The following is a 17,783-nucleotide window of genomic DNA, read 5'->3' as shown; positions in this document are numbered from 1 at the left end:
GTGGAGGCGCATTATAGGGAGTTATTCTGAGGTGACAAGAGGAAATTTAAAAAAAGTTTCTGTCCGTGCTTTTTTTCACCAATGCAGGTGAAATCAAGCTACAAATTGTTCTATTTGATGTATCTGCAACCACAATCACACCCGAGGTGGCATACTTATCAGCATGAATCATTAAGGAATAAAAGCGATGCCCTTAAGCGCACAACAGCTGGCAGCACAAAAAAACCTGTCATATGTACTGGCAGAGAAGCTGGCTCAGCTGATTTTAGCGGGTAAATATGCCCCGGGTAGCATCCTGCCGGGCGAAATTGAACTGGGAGAACAGTTTGGGGTTAGCCGCACAGCCGTTCGCGAAGCTGTGAAAACGTTAACGGCAAAAGGCATGGTGCTTCCGCGTCCGCGCATTGGCACGCGAGTGATGCCTCAGGCAAACTGGAACTTCCTCGATCAGGAACTACTCTCCTGGTGGATGACTGAAGATAATTTCCATCAGGTCGTCGATCATTTTCTTGTGATGCGCAGCAGCCTCGAACCTCAGGCGTGTCTGCTCGCCGCCACGCTCGGAACTGCCGAACAAAAAGCCCAGCTTAATACCTTAATGGCAGAGATGGCCTACCTGAAAAAACACTTTAACCGCGAACGCTGGGTTGAAGTCGACATGGCCTGGCATGAACATATTTATACGATGAGCGCCAATCCATTCCTGACCTCCTTTGCTTCATTATTCCATTCGGTGTACCACACTTACTTTACCTCTATTACCCAGGATGAAGTGGTGAAGCTGGAGCTGCACCAGGCAATTGTAGACGCCATTCAGGAGAGCGACGGGCAGCGGGCCCTGAGCGCGTGTCAGACATTGCTGGCCGCACCCACCCACCAGCAGGTGACTAAATGACAAAGAAAAAAGCGCGCAGCATGGCCGGATTGCCGTGGATTGCAGCCATGGCGTTTTTTATGCAGGCACTGGATGCCACTATCCTTAACACCGCACTTCCCGCGATAGCCCAAAGCCTCAACCGTTCCCCACTGGCGATGCAGTCCGCTATCATCAGTTACACCCTGACGGTCGCGATGCTGATCCCCGTGAGCGGGTGGCTGGCTGACCGTTTCGGCACCCGTAAGATATTCATGCTGGCCGTGACGCTTTTCACGCTCGGCTCTCTGGCCTGCGCGCTCTCAACCTCCCTCACGGAGCTGGTTATCTTCCGCGTGCTTCAGGGGATCGGCGGCGCGATGATGATGCCCGTCGCGCGTCTGGCTTTATTGCGAGCCTATCCGCGCAGCGAATTACTCCCGGTGCTGAATTTCGTCACTATGCCAGGTCTTGTCGGCCCGATACTGGGTCCGGTACTCGGTGGGGTGTTTGTCACCTGGGCAAGCTGGCACTGGATCTTCCTGATTAATATTCCGATTGGTGTGGCGGGCCTGTTTTATGCCCGCAAATATATGCCGGACTTCACCACGCCAAGACGCAGCTTCGACATGGGAGGCTTTTTCCTGTTTGGCCTGAGCCTGGTGCTGTTCTCCAGCGGGATGGAGCTATTTGGCGAGAAGATCGTCGCGACGTGGATGGCACTCTCCGTTATCCTCGGCGGTATTCTGTTATTCCTTCTTTATATACGTCACGCGCGCCGTCACCCGACACCGTTAATCTCCCTGGGGCTCTTTAACACCCGAACGTTTTCCGTAGGGATAGCAGGCAACATTGCATCACGTCTGGGGACGGGTTGCGTACCGTTCCTGATGCCATTGATGCTGCAGGTCGGTTTCGGCTACCCGGCCCTGATTGCTGGTTGCATGATGGCCCCCACGGCGATGGGTTCGATCCTGGCAAAATCAACCGTCACGCAGGTGCTGCGCTGGTTTGGCTATCGTAAGACGCTGGTTGGGGTGACGGTGTTTATCGGGCTGATGATTGCGCAGTTCTCATTACAGTCCGCCGCGTTGCCGGTCTGGATGCTGATCCTGCCGCTGTTTGTGCTGGGCATGGCGATGTCGACGCAGTTCACGTCGATGAACACTATCACCCTCGCCGACCTGACTGACGAGAACGCCAGCAGCGGCAACAGCGTGCTGGCCGTCACACAGCAATTATCGATAAGTCTGGGCGTTGCCGTGAGTGCGGCGGTGCTGCGGTTTTATGAAGGCTTCGACAGCGCGAATACCGTTGAGCAGTTCCACTATACCTTTATTACCATGGGCGCACTCACCGTGGTGTCGGCACTGGTCTTTATGCTGTTAAAACCGAAAGACGGCCGAAACCTGATTAAAGAACGCCACAAAGAGAAAGCTAAACCGAACCGCGTTCCATCAGAACAGGAGTAAGCTGCAGACGTTGCTGCTGCAGCGAGGGCTGCGCCATCCTGTGGATCAACACATCGATGGCCAGCTCGCCCAGTTCATCTTTTGGCTGATGGATCGTGGTCAGCGGCGGCGTCATGTAGCTGGCCAGTTCGATATCGTCGTAGCCAATCACCGCCATATCGTCCGGCACGCGTAGCCCCGCCTGATACAACGCCTGGGAGGCACCAAACGCCATCGCGTCATTACCAATAAACACCGCCTGCGGGCGCGGGTTTTGCGCCAGCAATTTCTGCATCGCCTCGAAACCGCCGTTGAACTCAAAGTCACCGGTGATCCGATAGCCATCAGGAATGGCAAGCCCCGCCCGTTCCATGGCAGAGAGATACCCTTCCAGACGCAAACGCGCCGGAGTTTTATCCAGCGGCCCCGTAATACAGGCAATGCGAGTATGGCCTTTATCAATCAGGTGCTGAGTCGCCATATCGCCGCCCAGCAGGGAGTTATCCTGAATCAGATCGCTGGTGCCATCGAACGGCGCCCAGTCCATCATCACCGTTGGGATAGAAGGATAACGCTGGATAATCTCTTTCGAGGGCTGGTGCGTTTCGGTGCAAAGCAGCAGTAGCCCGTCGACGCGTTTTTGCATCAGCGTTTCCAGGTTGCGGTTCATGCGCTGCTCATCGCCTTCGGTATTGCACAGCACCAGGCTATAGCCACGCTCGAAGCAGCTGCGCTCCACGCCGCGTACAAGTTCAGAATAAAAAGGGTTGGTACTGGCGGTGATCAGCATACCGATGGTGCGCGTCTGGTTAAGTTTGAGGCTGCGCGCCAGCGCCGACGGCGCATAGTTGAGTTCTTTTATCGCCGCGTCGACTTTTTCCCGGATCGCCTCGCTGACGAAGCGATCGTTATTGATGACGTGAGAGACCGTCGAGGTAGAAACGCCCGCCATGCGGGCGACATCTTTCATTGTGGCCAAGCGTTACCCCTGCTGACTTAAAAATTCATCGATCTCTTTACGCCACGGAACGGAAGGCTGGGCCCCCTTACGCGTCACCGCAATCGCGGCGGCGGCATGTGCGAAGCGGATGGCCTCATCCATTGCTCTCCCTTCCAGCAGCGCCGTCACCAGCGCACCGTTAAAGGTATCTCCCGCCGCAATGGTATCGATGGCTTTAACCTTAAAGCCCGGCACGCGGCGGCCTTCGCCATTGGCACTTACCCACACCCCGCGGCTACCAAGGGTGATAATCACGGTGCCGATGCCTTTATCATGCAGTGCACCCGCGGCTCGCGCGGCATCGCCATCATTTTCTACGCGGATGCCCGTCAGCTTTTCGGCTTCGGTTTCGTTCGGCGTAATGATGTCCACCAGCGCCAGCAGCTCGTCTGATAATACACGGGCTGGAGCCGGGTTAAGTACGACAGTGGTATGATTTTCATGAGCAATTTTGGCGGCAGCCAACACGCTTTCAACCGGTGACTCCAGCTGCATCAGCAGGGCGTCGGCTCCGCTAATGATTGCACGTTGCGCTTCTACACGCTCCGTTGTCAGCGCAGCGTTAGCGCCAGCATGAATACCGATGACATTCTCACCTTCCGCGTTGACGAAAATCAGCGCCACGCCCGTAGATTCCCCTTCGACTACGCTTACTGGCAAAACATCAATGTTGTCGCTCGCCAGCTGTTTGCGTACGCGCTCACCGGTATCGTCATCGCCGGTACAGGCGATAAACGCGATATTCGCCCCGCTGCGTCCTGCGGCGACGGCCTGGTTTGCGCCTTTACCGCCGAAGGCCACCTGGTACTGGTTACCCGTGACGGTTTCACCCGGTGTCGGGAAGGTTTCAAGGTTAAGAATGTGATCGGCATTGATACTGCCAAGGACGACGAGGTTGCCTGCGGTTTTCATGGTTGGGTTGTCCATCTGAGAGCGCCACCGGTGTTACCCGGTGGCGTATGCCACACTTTTCTTTATTGGTGTCCCTCAGGCAGCCAGCGACTGCCTGATTCGCCTTTTACTGCTTGATGACCAGCTTCAGGTCAACCGGGTATTTGGCCTGAACTTTTTCGCCCTTCAGCACTTTGTCGGCAGTTTCAACGCCAGTCGCGCCAATCTGCTCAGGCAGCTGAGCGATGGTCGCAGCCAGTTTGCCATCATTTACTGCTTTTTCACCATCCGGCGTGCCGTCAAATCCGACAACCATCACATCAGATTTACCTGCGGTCTGCAGGGCACGCAGCGCGCCCAACGCCATTTCGTCGTTTTGCGCGAATACGGCCTGCACGTCAGGATGCGCAGTCAGCAGGTTCTGCATAACGTTCAGACCTTTAGTACGGTCGAAGTCTGCCGGCTGGCTCGCCAGCACGTTGAATTTGTGTGCCGCCACAGCCTGCTGGAAGCCTTCACCACGCTCACGGGCTGCGGAAGTACCGGCAATCCCCTGCAGTTCGATAACTTTCGCGCCTTCGCCTGCTTTCTTCGCGATGTAATCACCGGCGATTTTGCCGCCCAGCACGTTATCAGACGCAATGTGGCTCACTACTTCGCCTTTCGTTGCCTGACGGTCCAGAGTGATCACCGGAATTTTCGCCTGGTTTGCCATCTTCACGGCGTTACCTACGGCATCAGAATCAGTTGGGTTGATCAGCAGAATTTTGGTGCCACGGACGGTTAAGTCCTGAACGTTCGCCAGCTCTTTCGCCGGGTTGTTCTGTGAATCCAGCACCACCAGGTTGTAGCCCAGTTTGTCCGCTTCTTTCTGCGCGCCATCCTTCAGGGAGACGAAGAACGGGTTGTTCAGGGTAGAGACAACCAGCGCGATGGTATCTTTCGCCATGGCGTTAGCACTTACGGTTGCGCTCAGCGCGACAGCAGAAACCAGGGTAGCCAGTTTTTTCATGTTCATATCTAAGATGTCCTGTAGTGTCGTCAGTTACTGTTTTTTGTTGTCTACCAGTACCGCCAGCAAAATCACCACTGCCTTAACGATCATCTGGTAATAGGAGGAAACACCTAACAAATTCAAACCATTATTCAGGAAACCAAGAATCAGTGCGCCGATCAATGTCCCAACAATGCGACCTTTACCGCCCGCAAGACTCGTACCGCCCAGAACCACTGCCGCAATGGCATCCAGCTCATACCCCGTACCCGCCGTCGGCTGCGCAGAAGAAAGGCGCGCCACTTCGATGATGCCCGCCAGTGACGCCAGCAGACCGCACAGGGAGTAAACGATAATTTTGACTTTATTCACGCTGATACCGGACAGACGCGTTGCCGCTTCGTTACCGCCCAGCGCATAGATATAACGGCCCAGACGGGTGTGATGCAGCATGTACCACGCCGCCAGGAAGACGATAGCCATGATCCAGACCGGGGTAGGAACACCCAGCGGACGACCGATACCGAACCAGCCAAACAGATCGGCGTTATCGGTAAAGCCGGTATTCACCGGGCTGCCGTTGGTGTACACCATGGTCACACCGCGCAGCAGCAGCATCATCACCAGCGTGGCGATGAACGCCTGAACGCGGCCTTTTGCCACAATCACGCCGGTTACGGCACCAATCGCCGCGCCTGCCGCCAGGGCAGCGGCCACGGCCACCAGCGCGTTGACCTCAATTCCTACAATTGAAGCGGCGATCGCACCGGTGAGCGCCAGCAGGGAACCGACGGACAGATCGATACCCGAGGTCAAAATCACCAGCGTCATGCCGACCGCCATAATGGCGTTCACCGACGTCTGCTGCAGAATATTGAACAGGTTATTAACGGTGAAGAAATTCGGGCTCATGGTCGACACAATCGCGATCAGCACCAGCAGGGCAATCAGCGATTTTTGTTCCATCAGCCATGCCTTTGTGAAATAGCGGCGACCAGAAACAGCCTGGGTAGTCATCTTCTTACTCCTGATTCACGCGATTAAGCTTGCCCACAGCGGCAGCCATCAGAACTTCCTGGGTGGCCTGCTCGCGAGTGAATTCACCGCCGAGATGCCCTTCATGCATGACGATTATGCGATCGCTCATGCCTAATACTTCTGGCATCTCGGAAGAGACCAGAATGATGCTCAAACCGTCGGCCTTAAACTGGTTAATCAGCTGATAGATCTCTTTCTTCGCGCCCACGTCCACGCCGCGGGTTGGCTCGTCGAGGATCAACACTTTCGGGCGCGTCATCAGCCCGCGCGCAATCGCTACTTTTTGCTGATTCCCGCCGGATAACAGGCCTATCGCCTGCTCCATCGACGGGGTTTTAACGTTAAAGAGACGGATAAAATCGCTCACCGCCTGCTGCTCATCTTTATGATTCAGGCTACCGCCGCTACGGCTGAAATAGCGCAGCGCGGTCAGGGACATGTTCTCTTTTACCGACATGCCCAGCACCAGGCCGTCGCGTTTGCGGTCTTCAGAGATATAGACGATGCCGTTCGCCAGACCATCCTGCGGAGAGCGGGTGACCACTTCATGACCGTCGAGGGTGACATAACCGCTGGTACGCGGCAGTGCGCCGTACAACACTTTCATCAGCTCGGTACGTCCGGCCCCCATCAGGCCCGCCACGCCCAGGATCTCGCCCTGGCGCAGGGTAAAGGTCACGTCGTTCACGCCCGGACCACAGAGGTTATCCACCTTCAGGCGGATCTCACCCGGCGCTTTATCCAGATGTGGATACTGATCTTCCAGCTTACGTCCCACCATCATTTCGATAAGCGAATCTTCAGTCAGCGTCGCCACTTCGCGCTCGGCAATAAACTGCCCGTCGCGGAAGACGGTGACGTCATCGCAGATTTCGAAGATCTCTTTCATACGGTGAGAGATATAGACAATCCCGCGCCCCTGCGATTTCAGCTCGCGGATCACGCGGAACAGGGATTCAGTTTCGGTATCGGTCAGGGCATCGGTCGGTTCATCCATAATGATGACCTTCGACTCAAAGCTCAGTACCTTCGCGATTTCCACCATCTGCTGATCGCCAATCGAGAGATCGCCCACCAGACGGTCGCTCTTAAAGCGCAGGTTCAGCTTCGCCAGCAGCTTGTCCGCTTCGGCATACATGGTTTTCCAGTCGATTTTGCCGAACCGGTTAACAAATTCGCGGCCGAGAAAGATGTTCTCCGCAATGGTGAGCTGCGGGATCAGGTTCAGTTCCTGATGGATAATACCGATGCCCGCTTCCTGAGAGGATTTCGGGCCATTGAAGGTGGTCTCTTTCCCCAGCCAGACGAGTGAACCGGCATCGCGTTGATAGATACCTGTCAGCACTTTCATCATGGTGGATTTGCCGGCACCGTTCTCGCCCACCAGCGCCATGACGCGCCCGGCGTAGACGTTCAGCGCCGCACCGGAGAGGGCTTTTACGCCCGGGAACGACTTATCGATCCCTTTGAGTTGCAGTAATGCGTCCATGATGGCCTCAGAAGGTGACGCCAGCACAGAGAATGATATTCGCATACGGGGAACACTCCCCGCTGCGAATCACCGCCTGACTGTCTGCGGTTTGTTGTTTGAACTGTTCGTGCGTCGTGTAACGAATTTCTATGGTGTTTCCCTGGTGTTGTTGCAGTTGCTCAATGTGGCCGAGCAACGTTTCGTGGAGTTGCGGATTATGTTGTTTGATTTCCGCCGCGAGAATGGCTGCCTCAACCTGCATCTCCGCCGTCACGACTTCCAGTACCTGCATAAACGAAGGAACACCCTGCGTTAACGCCATATCGATACGGGTTGTGCTGCGCGGAACCGGTAAGCCTGCATCGCAAACCACCAGCGTATCGGTATGCCCAAGACGGGAAATAACCGATGAGATTTCTGAGTTGAGAACCGTGCCTTTCTTCATTTTCTTGCTCCACTAGCGAAACGTTTCGCTAAAAATAGTGTAGACGCAAGAGTGTTCAGAAAACCATCATGACGTAACAGATTTGTGATCGACGGCGAAACGTTTCGCTAAGTGAAATGTAAAGCAAATTTAGGCGGGGATATTGAGTGTGAGTAGGCCGGGTAAGCGAAGCGCCACCCGGCATTTTCAGCAGGGATTAGATCTCGACCTGCGTTCCCAGTTCAATCACGCGGTTAGGCGGGATCTCAAACTGGTCAGGCGCGCGCAGGGCGTTACGCTGCAGGATGAGGTACAGCTTGCCACGCAGGCGCAGATACCACGGGCGCTTGCCGATGATTAGCGACTCGTGCGACATAAAGAACGACGTCTCCATCATCCGGCAGCTCAGCCCTTCCAGACCGCAGCGGTGGAACACCTCTTCCACGTTTGGCGTTTCGCGCCAGCCGTAGCTTGCCACCACGCGCCAGAAGGTTGGCGACAGCTGCTCAATCTGCACGCGGCGCACGTTGTGGACATACGGCGCATCCTCGGTGCGCAGCGTCAGCAGGATCACCCGCTCGTGCAGCACTTTGTTGTGCTTGAGGTTATGCATCAGCGCGAACGGAATCACGTTCAATGCTCGAGACATATATACCGCGGTACCCGGCACGCGCACCGGCGGGGATTTCTCCAGAGAAGCGATCATCGCCTCCAGAGAATTCCCGTGCTCGTGCATGCGGCGCAGCAGGCGGAAACGCTCGCTTTTCCAGGTGGTCATGACAATGAACATCACCAGACCCAGCGTCAGCGGCAGCCAGCCACCGGACACTATCTTGTCGAGGTTCGCAGAGAACAGCGGCACGTCGATGCACAGGAAGCCCACAAGAATCATCGCCACGAGGAGTTTATTCCAGTGCCAGTTACGGTACGCCACCGTGGTGGAGAGAATCGAGGTCAGCACCATCGTACCGGTCACGGCAATACCGTACGCCGCCGCCAGGTTACTGGAGTGCTCGAAGCTAACGATGACGATCACCACCGCAAAATAGAGCAGCCAGTTAATGAAAGGAATGTAGATCTGGCCGGACTCCATCTCCGAGGTATGGATGATGCGCATCGGTGAGAGATAACCCAGGCGCACGGCCTGGCGCGTCAGAGAAAACACGCCAGAAATCACCGCCTGAGAGGCAATGACGGTCGCCAGCGTCGCCAGGATCAGCATCGGCACCAGCGCCCAGTCCGGCGCCAGCAGGAAGAACGGGTTCTTAATCGCCTCTGGGTTTGTAAGCAGCAGTGCGCCCTGGCCGAAGTAGTTCAGCACCAGCGACGGCAGCACCACAATAAACCATGCCACGCGGATAGGCAGTTTCCCGAAGTGCCCCATGTCAGCAGACAGCGCTTCCACACCGGTAATGGAGAGCACGACGGCACCCAGCGCCACGAAGGAAACCACTTTATATTCGAGGAAGAAATGTACCGCCCAGTAAGGGTTCAGCGCATGCAGCACTTCCGGGTTCGCGATAATGCTGCGCAATCCAAGCGCAGCCAGGATCAGGAACCAGGCCAGCATAATCGGCGCAAACAGTTTCCCCACCAGCCCGGTACCGTGCTTTTGGATCACAAACAGCAGCGTCAGAACGATAATGGCCAGCGGAACCACCCATGTTTCGAGCTGTGGCGCGATAATTTCAAGCCCCTCTATCGCCGAGAGCACCGAAATAGCGGGCGTTATCACCACTTCCCCGTAGAAGAAACTGCCGCCAATCAGGCCGATGATCACGAGCACCGACGTCATTCTGGCAGAAGTATTGCGTCCGGCAAGGGACATCAGCGTCAGGATACCGCCTTCGCCCGCGTTATCTGCACGCATGACGAAAGAGAGATATTTAACGGAAACGACCAGAATCAGCAGCCAGAAGATGAGTGACAGGAAGCCAAAAACGGCATCGCGTTCAACACCAAACCCAAACTGGCCGGACAAACATTCACGAAGCGTATATAGCGGGCTGGGGGCGATATCACCATAGACAACCCCGATCGCCGCAAGCGTAATTGCGGGTAACGATTGCTTATTATCAGTGCTCATAGACTAGTCTTTTCGTTTAAATAACAAATGTGTGCCTAGTCCCTTGGCCCACAAAAAGCGCACAGTATGCACGATTCACTGCAAAATCGTACCCCTAAATGCAACCGCATTAATGTAGCGCAAAGTAAATTGCGCCGCACTTCAGTCTATTACCAGCCCTGACCGAAACGTCTATACTCGCTTCAATTGGCCGCCACGACGGCGAAAGGATGCAAAACTATTATGGCTCACTCACACTTATTAGCAGAAAGAATTTCCCGCCTTAGCAGCGCGCTGGAGAAAGGCCTTTACGAGCGTAGCCACGCCATTCGCCTCTGTCTACTGGCGGCATTGAGCGGTGAAAGCGTGTTTTTGCTGGGTCCACCGGGCATTGCCAAAAGCCTGATTGCCCGCAGGCTCAAGTTTGCTTTTCAGAACGCCCGCGCCTTCGAATATCTCATGACCCGCTTTTCCACCCCCGAAGAAGTGTTTGGCCCGCTCTCCATTCAGGCGCTGAAAGATGAAGGGCGCTATGAGCGTTTGACGGCGGGGTATCTGCCAGAGGCTGAAATTGTCTTTCTTGATGAGATCTGGAAAGCAGGGCCGGCTATTCTGAACACCCTGCTGACGGCGATTAACGAACGCCGGTTCCGCAACGGTGCCAGCGAAGAGAAAATCCCGATGCGCCTGCTGGTGGCGGCCTCCAACGAACTGCCTGAAGCCGACAGCAGCCTGGAAGCGCTGTATGACCGCATGTTGATCCGCCTGTGGCTGGACAAAGTGCAGGATAAATCAAATTTCCGCTCCCTGCTGATAAGCCAGCAGGATGAGAACGAGAATCCGGTGTCTGCTTCGCTGCAGGTCACCGATGAGGAGTATCACCAGTGGCAACAGGACATCGGCAAAATCACCCTGCCCGACGCGGTCTTTGAGCTGATCTTCATGCTGCGCCAACAGCTTGATTTGCTGCCTGCTGCACCTTACGTCTCTGACCGTCGCTGGAAAAAAGCGATCCGTCTGTTGCAGGCCAGCGCCTTGTTCAGCGGTCGTGATGCCGTTGCGCCAATCGATCTCATCCTGCTAAAAGACTGTCTGTGGCACGATGCCGAAGGGATGAATTTGATGCAGCAGCAGCTTGAAATATTGATGACCGGACACGCCTGGGGGCAGCAGGCGATGCTCAACCAACTGGGGGCGATTGCCCAGCGGCGCATCCAGCTTCAGCAGCAGCAAAGTGATAAAACCGCGCTGAAAGTGAATCGCCTTGGCGGCATGTTCGCCCGCAAACCGCACTATGAGCTTCCTGCCGATCTGACTGGTACGACGCTCACGCTGCTGCTCCAGCAGCCGCTCAAACTGCACGATATGCAGGTGGTCCACATTACGATTGAGCGCGAAACGCTGGCGCAGTGGCTCGATAAGGGCGGTGAGATCCGCGGCAAACTCAACGGTATTGGTTTTGCCCAGCCGCTGACGATGGAAGTGGATAGCAGCCAGCATCTGGTGATCCGCGATGTCAGCCTGCAAGGTTCGCGTCTGGCGCTGCCGGGCACCGCTTCGGATAGCGTGCCGGAAGAGATCAAGCAGCAGCTGGAAGCGCTGGATACGGAATGGCACCAGCAGCACACGCGCTTCAGCGAGCAGCAAAAATGCCTCTTTATTCATAGCGACTGGTTAGGTCGTATCGAAGCCAGCCTGCAGGACGTCAGCGCGCAGATCAAACAGGCGCGTCAATGCTAACGCTGGACACGCTCAACGTGATGCTGGCAGTCAGCGAGGAAGGGTTGATTGAAGAGGTAGTCATTACCCTTCTGGCCTCTCCGCAGCTGGCGGCTTTCTTTGAAAAATTCCCCAGGCTCAAAAAGGCGATGACCGACGATCTCCCACGCTGGCGCGATAACCTTCGCCAGCGGTTTAAGGAGACGGAAGTTCCGCCTGAATTGACGGAGGAGGTCGCCAGCTATCAGCAGTGCCAACGGCTGTCGACACCGCAGTTTATCGTCCAGCTACCGCAAACCCTTACGCTGCTTGATAAAGTCCACTCTCCGTTTGCCAGCCAGGCGCGGGCGCTGGTTACGGATAACGCCACCTTTACCCCCGCGCTGCATACCCTGTTTTTACAGCGCTGGCGGCTTAGCCTGGTGGTTCAGGCCACAACGCTGAACCAGCAGTTGCTGGATGAAGAGCGTGAACAGCTGCTCAGCGAAGTTCAGGAGCGTATGACGCTGAGCGGCCAGCTTGAAGAGGTGCTGGTAGAAAATGAAAACGCTGCCGGGCGCCTCTGGGACATGAGCGCCGGGCAGCTGAAGCGCGGGGACTACCAGCTGATCGTGAAGTACGGCGACTTTCTCACGCAGCAGCCCGAGCTGATGAAGCTTGCGGAGCAGCTTGGCCGCTCGCGGGAGGCAAAATCGGTCCCAAAGAAAGACGCGCCGATGGAAACCTTCCGCACGCTGGTCCGCGAACCGGCCACCGTGCCTGAGCAGGTGGATGGATTGCAGCAAAGCGACGACATCTTACGCCTGCTGCCGACCGAGCTAAGCACGCTGGGGATGACCGAGCTGGAATATGAGTTCTATCGTCGGCTGGTGGAAAAGCAGCTCCTCACCTATCGACTGCATGGGGAATCCTGGCGCGAGAAGGTAAGCCAGCGCCCAGTGGTTCATCAGGACTTTGATGAGCAGCCCCGCGGGCCTTTTATTGTCTGCGTGGATACGTCCGGATCGATGGGCGGGTTTAACGAGCAGTGCGCGAAGGCGTTCTGCCTGGCGCTGATGCGCGTCGCGCTCGCCGATCGGCGCCGCTGCTTCATCATGCTGTTCTCCAGCGAGGTGGTGGGCTATGAATTGACGAACCAGCAGGGGATCGAGCAGGCGATCCGCTTTTTGAGCCAGCGTTTTCGCGGCGGTACCGATCTGGCCAGCTGTTTTCGCAGCATTGTGGAGCGTATGCAGGGTGGTGACTGGTACGACGCCGATGCGGTAGTGATTTCCGATTTCATCGCCCAGCGGCTGCCGGATGACGTGGTGAATGAAGTGAAGGAGTTACAGCGGGTGCACCAGCACCGGTTCCATGCCGTAGCGATGTCCGCGCATGGAAAACCCGGCATCATGCGCATCTTCGATCATATCTGGCGCTTTGATACCGGGCTGCGTAGCCGTCTGCTCAGACGCTGGCGGCGTTAATTAAAGAAGAGAACCGACGCTTTCACGTACCTGCTGCGGCCATACGCCACACTGCACCTGACCGATATGTGGCAGTTGAAGCAGCAGCATGGTCAGACGGGACTGTCCGATACCGCCGCCGATGGTCTGCGGCATTTCACCGCGCAGCAGCGCCTGGTGCCACTCTAATTTGAGGCGATCTTCATCACCAGTAACCGCCAGCTGGCGCTTCAGCGCATCCGCATCCACGCGGATCCCCATAGAAGAGAGCTCAAAGGCATCTTCCAGAACCGGGTTCCAGACCAGAATATCACCATTCAGACCGGCAAATTCAGATTCACCTGCAGTGCTCCAGTCGTCGTAGTCCGGCGCACGGACGTCGTGACGTTTGCCGTCAGACAATTTCCCGCCGATCCCGATCAGGAACACGGCACCTAACTCTTTAGCAATCGCACGTTCACGACCTTTGGCATCCAGACCCGGGAAGCGGCTCAGCAGTTCCTGACTGTGAACAAAGTGGATCGTTTCCGGCAGGAACGGTGCCAGTCCAAACTCTTTGCTCACTGCCGCTTCGGTGGCTTTGATTCCAGCGTAGATCGCTTCAACGGTAGATTTCAGCGTGCCAACGTGGCGCTCGCCGTCACCCATCACGCGCTCCCAGTCCCACTGGTCAACGTAGACGGAGTGAATTGGGGTGAGGCGGTCTTCGTCGGGACGAAGGGCTTTCATGTGCGTGTAAAGCCCTTCGCCCGCGCTGAAGTCGTGTTGCCCCAGAGTTTGACGCTTCCATTTCGCCAGGGAATGAACCACTTCGAACTGGGCGTCTGGCAGTGTTTTCACTTTCACCTGTACCGCTTTTTCGCATCCAGACAAGTTATCCTGCGTCCCGTCACCCACGCGGCTGAGAATTGGCGCCTGAACTTCAATCAGGCCAAGCTTCTCTGCCAGCTGGCGGGAAAAATGGGATTTAACGAAACTGATCTGGCGTTGTTTTGCAATGTAAGCGGTTTTCATTATTTATACTCCTGCGTCCTGTTGGTACTGATTAAGCAACAGAACCAGCACTTAATTCAATAACCCATCAACAAAAAGCCGACTTCACTTTTGATTCGTTAAAATAAGACGCTAGAATAGAGTGATTCATTAATCTTCATAAGAAAAAGCTATGGAAAATTATCAGATCGACAATCTGGACCGCGGCATCCTCGAGGCCTTAATGGCCAATGCACGCACCGCCTACGCCGAACTGGCGAAACAATTTGGCGTCAGCCCTGGGACGATTCACGTTCGTGTAGAGAAGATGAAACAGGCGGGGATCATTACCGGCGCGCGCATTGACGTCAGCCCAAAGCAGCTGGGTTATGACGTCTGCTGCTTTATCGGCATCATTCTTAAAAGCGCAAAAGACTATCCTTCCGCGCTGGCGAAGCTGAACGCGCTGGATGAAGTCACCGAGGCGTACTACACGACCGGGCATTACAGCATCTTTATAAAGGTAATGTGCCGATCCATCGACGCCCTCCAGCAGGTACTTATCAACAAGATCCAAACAATCGATGAAATTCAGTCCACCGAGACGCTGATCTCCCTGCAAAACCCGATCATGCGTACCATCCGCCCCTGATCGGGCAAACTCATACCCACATTTTCCACAGGTAGATCCCAGCTCGCTCACAGCGTACAATGATCGCCTCTTTATCTGAGCGAGCGATCAATGGCGGACATTACCCTTATCAGTGGCAGCACCCTTGGCGGTGCGGAATACGTGGCGGAACATCTGGCTGAGAAGCTGGAAGATGCAGGCTTTTCGACAGAAACCTTGCACGGGCCGTTACTTGAAGATCTCCCGGCTGACGGGGTCTGGCTGCTGATTACCTCCACGCACGGCGCGGGCGATCTCCCGGATAATCTGCAACCTTTATATGACGAACTGCTGAAACAACAGCCTGACCTGTCAAACGTCCGTTTTGGCGCGGTGGGGATCGGCAGTCGTGAATATGACACCTTCTGCGGTGCCATAGAGAAAGTTGAAGCCGCTGTCACCGCGTGTGGAGCAAAACAGCTGGGTGAAACGCTCAAGATCAACATCCTCGATCACGACATTCCGGAAGATCCGGCTGAGATCTGGCTAGCAGATTGGAAAAATTTACTCAAAAACGATTAAAGATCGTGCGAACAGATGTGGATAACTCTGGTTAAAAGCTCGTATTAACCCGTAGTTATCCAAAGAACAACTCTGGTGATGTTTTTGGCCTGTGTATAAAGTCGCGATCTGATCCCAGCTTATACGTTTCAGGATCACCGATCATTCACAACAAACGATCCTTCCTAACCTGATGATCTTATTTGCCGGATCGGACTTATCCACAACAGACCGCGATCCTAATAAGAGATCACAATAGAACAGATCTCTAAATAAAAAGATCTTCTTTTTAATAGCCCAGGATCCCAATGCTTTCTCGAAAGACTAAAGTTGAGTAGAATCCACGGCCCGGGCTTCAATCCATTTTCATACCGCTTTACGCGAGGCAGACCACCATGTTTTATCAGGATCCTTTTGACGTCATCATCATTGGCGGGGGTCATGCAGGCACTGAGGCCGCAATGGCCGCAGCGCGAATGGGTCAGCAGACCCTGCTTTTGACACACAATATCGACACGCTGGGACAAATGTCCTGTAATCCGGCGATTGGCGGCATTGGGAAAGGACACCTGGTAAAAGAAGTGGATGCACTTGGCGGCCTGATGGCGAAAGCGATCGATCATGCTGGCATCCAGTTTAGGATACTAAACGCGAGTAAAGGGCCTGCTGTTCGTGCGACCCGTGCACAGGCAGACCGCGTGCTTTACCGCCAGGCTGTGCGCACTGCGCTGGAGAACCAGCCGAACCTGATGATCTTCCAGCAGGCTGTTGAAGATCTTATCGTCGAGAACGATCGTGTCGTGGGTGCCGTGACCCAGATGGGTCTCAAGTTCCGCGCAAAAGCGGTTGTGCTGACCGTCGGGACATTCCTGGACGGAAAAATTCATATCGGCCTTGATAACTACAGCGGTGGCCGTGCTGGCGATCCGCCGTCTATCCCACTGTCACGTCGTCTGCGCGAACTGCCGCTGCGCGTCAGCCGCCTGAAAACCGGTACACCGCCGCGTATTGACGCGCGGACCATTGATTTCAGCGTGCTGGCGCAACAGCACGGTGATAATCCGATGCCGGTGTTCTCGTTCATGGGCAATGCGGCTCAGCATCCGCAGCAGGTACCGTGCTACATCACGCACACCAACGAGAAAACCCATGACGTGATCCGCAATAACCTCGATCGTAGCCCAATGTATGCTGGCGTGATCGAAGGTATCGGCCCGCGCTACTGCCCGTCGATCGAAGACAAGGTGATGCGCTTTGCCGATCGTAACCAGCACCAGATCTTCCTGGAGCCGGAAGGGCTGACCTCAAATGAAATTTACCCGAACGGTATCTCCACCAGCCTGCCGTTCGATGTACAGATGCAAATTGTTCGCTCAATGCAGGGCATGGAGAACGCAAAAATTGTTCGCCCTGGCTACGCTATTGAGTACGATTTCTTCGATCCGCGTGACCTGAAGCCAACTCTGGAAAGCAAATTCATCCAGGGTCTGTTCTTCGCGGGCCAGATTAACGGCACGACCGGCTACGAAGAAGCCGCAGCGCAGGGTCTGCTTGCCGGTCTGAACGCCGCCCGTTTCTCTGCCGAGAAAGAGGGCTGGGCACCGGGGCGTTCCCAGGCTTATCTGGGCGTGCTGGTTGACGATCTCTGCACGCTGGGTACCAAAGAACCGTACCGTATGTTTACCTCTCGCGCTGAATATCGCCTGATGCTGCGCGAAGACAACGCCGACCTCCGTCTGACCGAAATGGGCCGCGAGCTGGGTCTGGTGGATGACGAACGCTGGGCGCGTTTTAACGAGAAGCTGGAACGCATTGAGCAGGAACGTCAGCGCCTGAAAACCACCTGGGTGAATCCACAGGCGGAAACCGCTGCCGAAGTGAATGCTCACTTAACAGCGCCGCTGTCACGTGAAGCCAGCGGCGAAGATCTGCTGCGTCGCCCTGAAGTGACCTACGAGAACCTGGTCAAACTGACCGCGTTCGCGCCGGGCCTGGAAGACGCTGAAGCGGCCGAGCAGGTCGAAATCCAGGTGAAATACGAAGGTTATATCGCGCGTCAGCAAGATGAGATCGAAAAACAGCAGCGCAACGAAAACACGCTGCTGCCGGAAATGCTGGACTACCGCCAGGTAACGGGCCTTTCCAACGAAGTGATCGCTAAGCTGAACGATCATAAACCTGTGTCGATCGGCCAGGCTTCCCGTATCTCCGGCGTCACACCTGCCGCGATTTCGATTCTGCTGGTGTGGCTGAAAAAGCAAGGCATGCTGCGCCGCAGCGCGTAATTGA

General features: G+C 55.5%; 15 protein-coding genes. 7 read left to right on the top strand and 8 right to left on the bottom strand.

What is annotated here, in order from left to right; translation table 11 throughout:
* The first annotated feature begins 187 nt into the window (after positions 1-187).
* On the top strand, positions 188-895 hold the full coding sequence (locus ENTMO_RS0101880) for a FadR/GntR family transcriptional regulator (RefSeq protein WP_010426614.1): 708 nt from the start codon (positions 188-190) through the stop codon (positions 893-895).
* A complete protein-coding gene (mdtD, locus tag ENTMO_RS0101875) occupies positions 892-2,325 on the top strand; it encodes a multidrug transporter subunit MdtD (protein WP_010426613.1) in 1,434 nt (477 codons plus the stop codon). Before ENTMO_RS0101880 ends, mdtD begins: the two co-directional genes overlap by 4 nt.
* Here the strand turns inward: mdtD and rbsR are convergent.
* The 7 genes from rbsR to kup all read right to left on the bottom strand — a co-directional run bounded on the left by rbsR (position 2,291) and on the right by kup (position 10,208).
* Positions 2,291-3,283 carry a ribose operon transcriptional repressor RbsR gene (gene rbsR, locus ENTMO_RS0101870; RefSeq protein WP_010426612.1) on the bottom strand — a complete coding sequence of 331 codons (993 nt, stop codon included), beginning with the start codon at positions 3,281-3,283 and terminating at the stop codon, positions 2,291-2,293. The genes mdtD and rbsR overlap by 35 nt on opposite strands.
* 3 nt (positions 3,284-3,286) lie before the next feature.
* Positions 3,287-4,216 (bottom strand): ribokinase, encoded by a 930-nt coding sequence (gene rbsK / locus ENTMO_RS0101865; RefSeq protein WP_010426611.1) that lies wholly within the window; start codon positions 4,214-4,216, stop codon positions 3,287-3,289.
* 106 nt (positions 4,217-4,322) lie between these two features.
* Complete coding sequence (gene rbsB / locus ENTMO_RS0101860) at positions 4,323-5,213, bottom strand: ribose ABC transporter substrate-binding protein RbsB (RefSeq protein ID WP_010426610.1); 891 nt, start codon at positions 5,211-5,213, stop codon at positions 4,323-4,325.
* A 27-nt stretch (positions 5,214-5,240) separates the two neighbouring features.
* Positions 5,241-6,206 carry a ribose ABC transporter permease gene (gene rbsC / locus ENTMO_RS0101855; protein WP_006808742.1) on the bottom strand — a complete coding sequence of 322 codons (966 nt, stop codon included), beginning with the start codon at positions 6,204-6,206 and terminating at the stop codon, positions 5,241-5,243.
* 4 nt (positions 6,207-6,210) lie between these two features.
* Complete coding sequence (gene rbsA / locus ENTMO_RS0101850) at positions 6,211-7,716, bottom strand: ribose ABC transporter ATP-binding protein RbsA (protein WP_010426609.1); 1,506 nt, start codon at positions 7,714-7,716, stop codon at positions 6,211-6,213.
* Positions 7,717-7,723: 7 nt separating this feature from the next.
* Entirely contained in the window at positions 7,724-8,143 is a 420-nt protein-coding gene (gene rbsD / locus ENTMO_RS0101845; protein ID WP_010426608.1) for a D-ribose pyranase, read from the bottom strand.
* A 196-nt stretch (positions 8,144-8,339) separates the two neighbouring features.
* Positions 8,340-10,208, bottom strand: a complete 1,869-nt coding sequence (gene kup, locus ENTMO_RS0101840) for a low affinity potassium transporter Kup (protein WP_010426607.1) — start codon at positions 10,206-10,208, stop codon at positions 8,340-8,342.
* Positions 10,209-10,430: 222 nt separating this feature from the next.
* On the opposite strand from kup, the gene ravA reads away from it, so the two are divergent.
* Positions 10,431-11,927 (top strand): ATPase RavA, encoded by a 1,497-nt coding sequence (gene ravA, locus ENTMO_RS0101835; protein WP_010426606.1) that lies wholly within the window; start codon positions 10,431-10,433, stop codon positions 11,925-11,927.
* Complete coding sequence (viaA, locus tag ENTMO_RS0101830) at positions 11,921-13,372, top strand: ATPase RavA stimulator ViaA (RefSeq protein ID WP_010426605.1); 1,452 nt, start codon at positions 11,921-11,923, stop codon at positions 13,370-13,372. The genes ravA and viaA overlap by 7 nt, the downstream gene beginning before the upstream one ends.
* On the opposite strand, the gene asnA is transcribed toward viaA, so the two are convergent.
* Positions 13,373-14,365, bottom strand: coding sequence for an aspartate--ammonia ligase (asnA, locus tag ENTMO_RS0101825; protein ID WP_010426604.1), 993 nt, complete (start codon positions 14,363-14,365; stop codon positions 13,373-13,375).
* A 151-nt stretch (positions 14,366-14,516) separates the two neighbouring features.
* Here asnA and asnC point away from each other — a divergent pair, with 151 nt between their 5' ends.
* From asnC to mnmG, 3 genes are all read left to right on the top strand, one after another.
* The gene (gene asnC / locus ENTMO_RS0101820) at positions 14,517-14,975 is read left to right on the top strand and encodes a transcriptional regulator AsnC (RefSeq protein WP_008500198.1); all 459 of its coding nucleotides are present in this window, start codon (positions 14,517-14,519) and stop codon (positions 14,973-14,975) included.
* A gap of 90 nt (positions 14,976-15,065) precedes the next feature.
* Positions 15,066-15,515 carry an FMN-binding protein MioC gene (gene mioC, locus ENTMO_RS0101815; protein ID WP_010426603.1) on the top strand — a complete coding sequence of 150 codons (450 nt, stop codon included), beginning with the start codon at positions 15,066-15,068 and terminating at the stop codon, positions 15,513-15,515.
* A 374-nt stretch (positions 15,516-15,889) separates the two neighbouring features.
* Positions 15,890-17,779 carry a tRNA uridine-5-carboxymethylaminomethyl(34) synthesis enzyme MnmG gene (mnmG, locus tag ENTMO_RS0101810; protein ID WP_010426601.1) on the top strand — a complete coding sequence of 630 codons (1,890 nt, stop codon included), beginning with the start codon at positions 15,890-15,892 and terminating at the stop codon, positions 17,777-17,779.
* Positions 17,780-17,783 lie beyond the last annotated feature (4 nt).

Source organism: Enterobacter mori LMG 25706 (assembly GCF_000211415.1).
Lineage (GTDB): Bacteria > Pseudomonadota > Gammaproteobacteria > Enterobacterales > Enterobacteriaceae > Enterobacter > Enterobacter mori.
The sequence above is the reverse complement of the archived record's forward strand: the minus strand, read 5'-3'. Positions and strand labels throughout refer to the sequence as shown.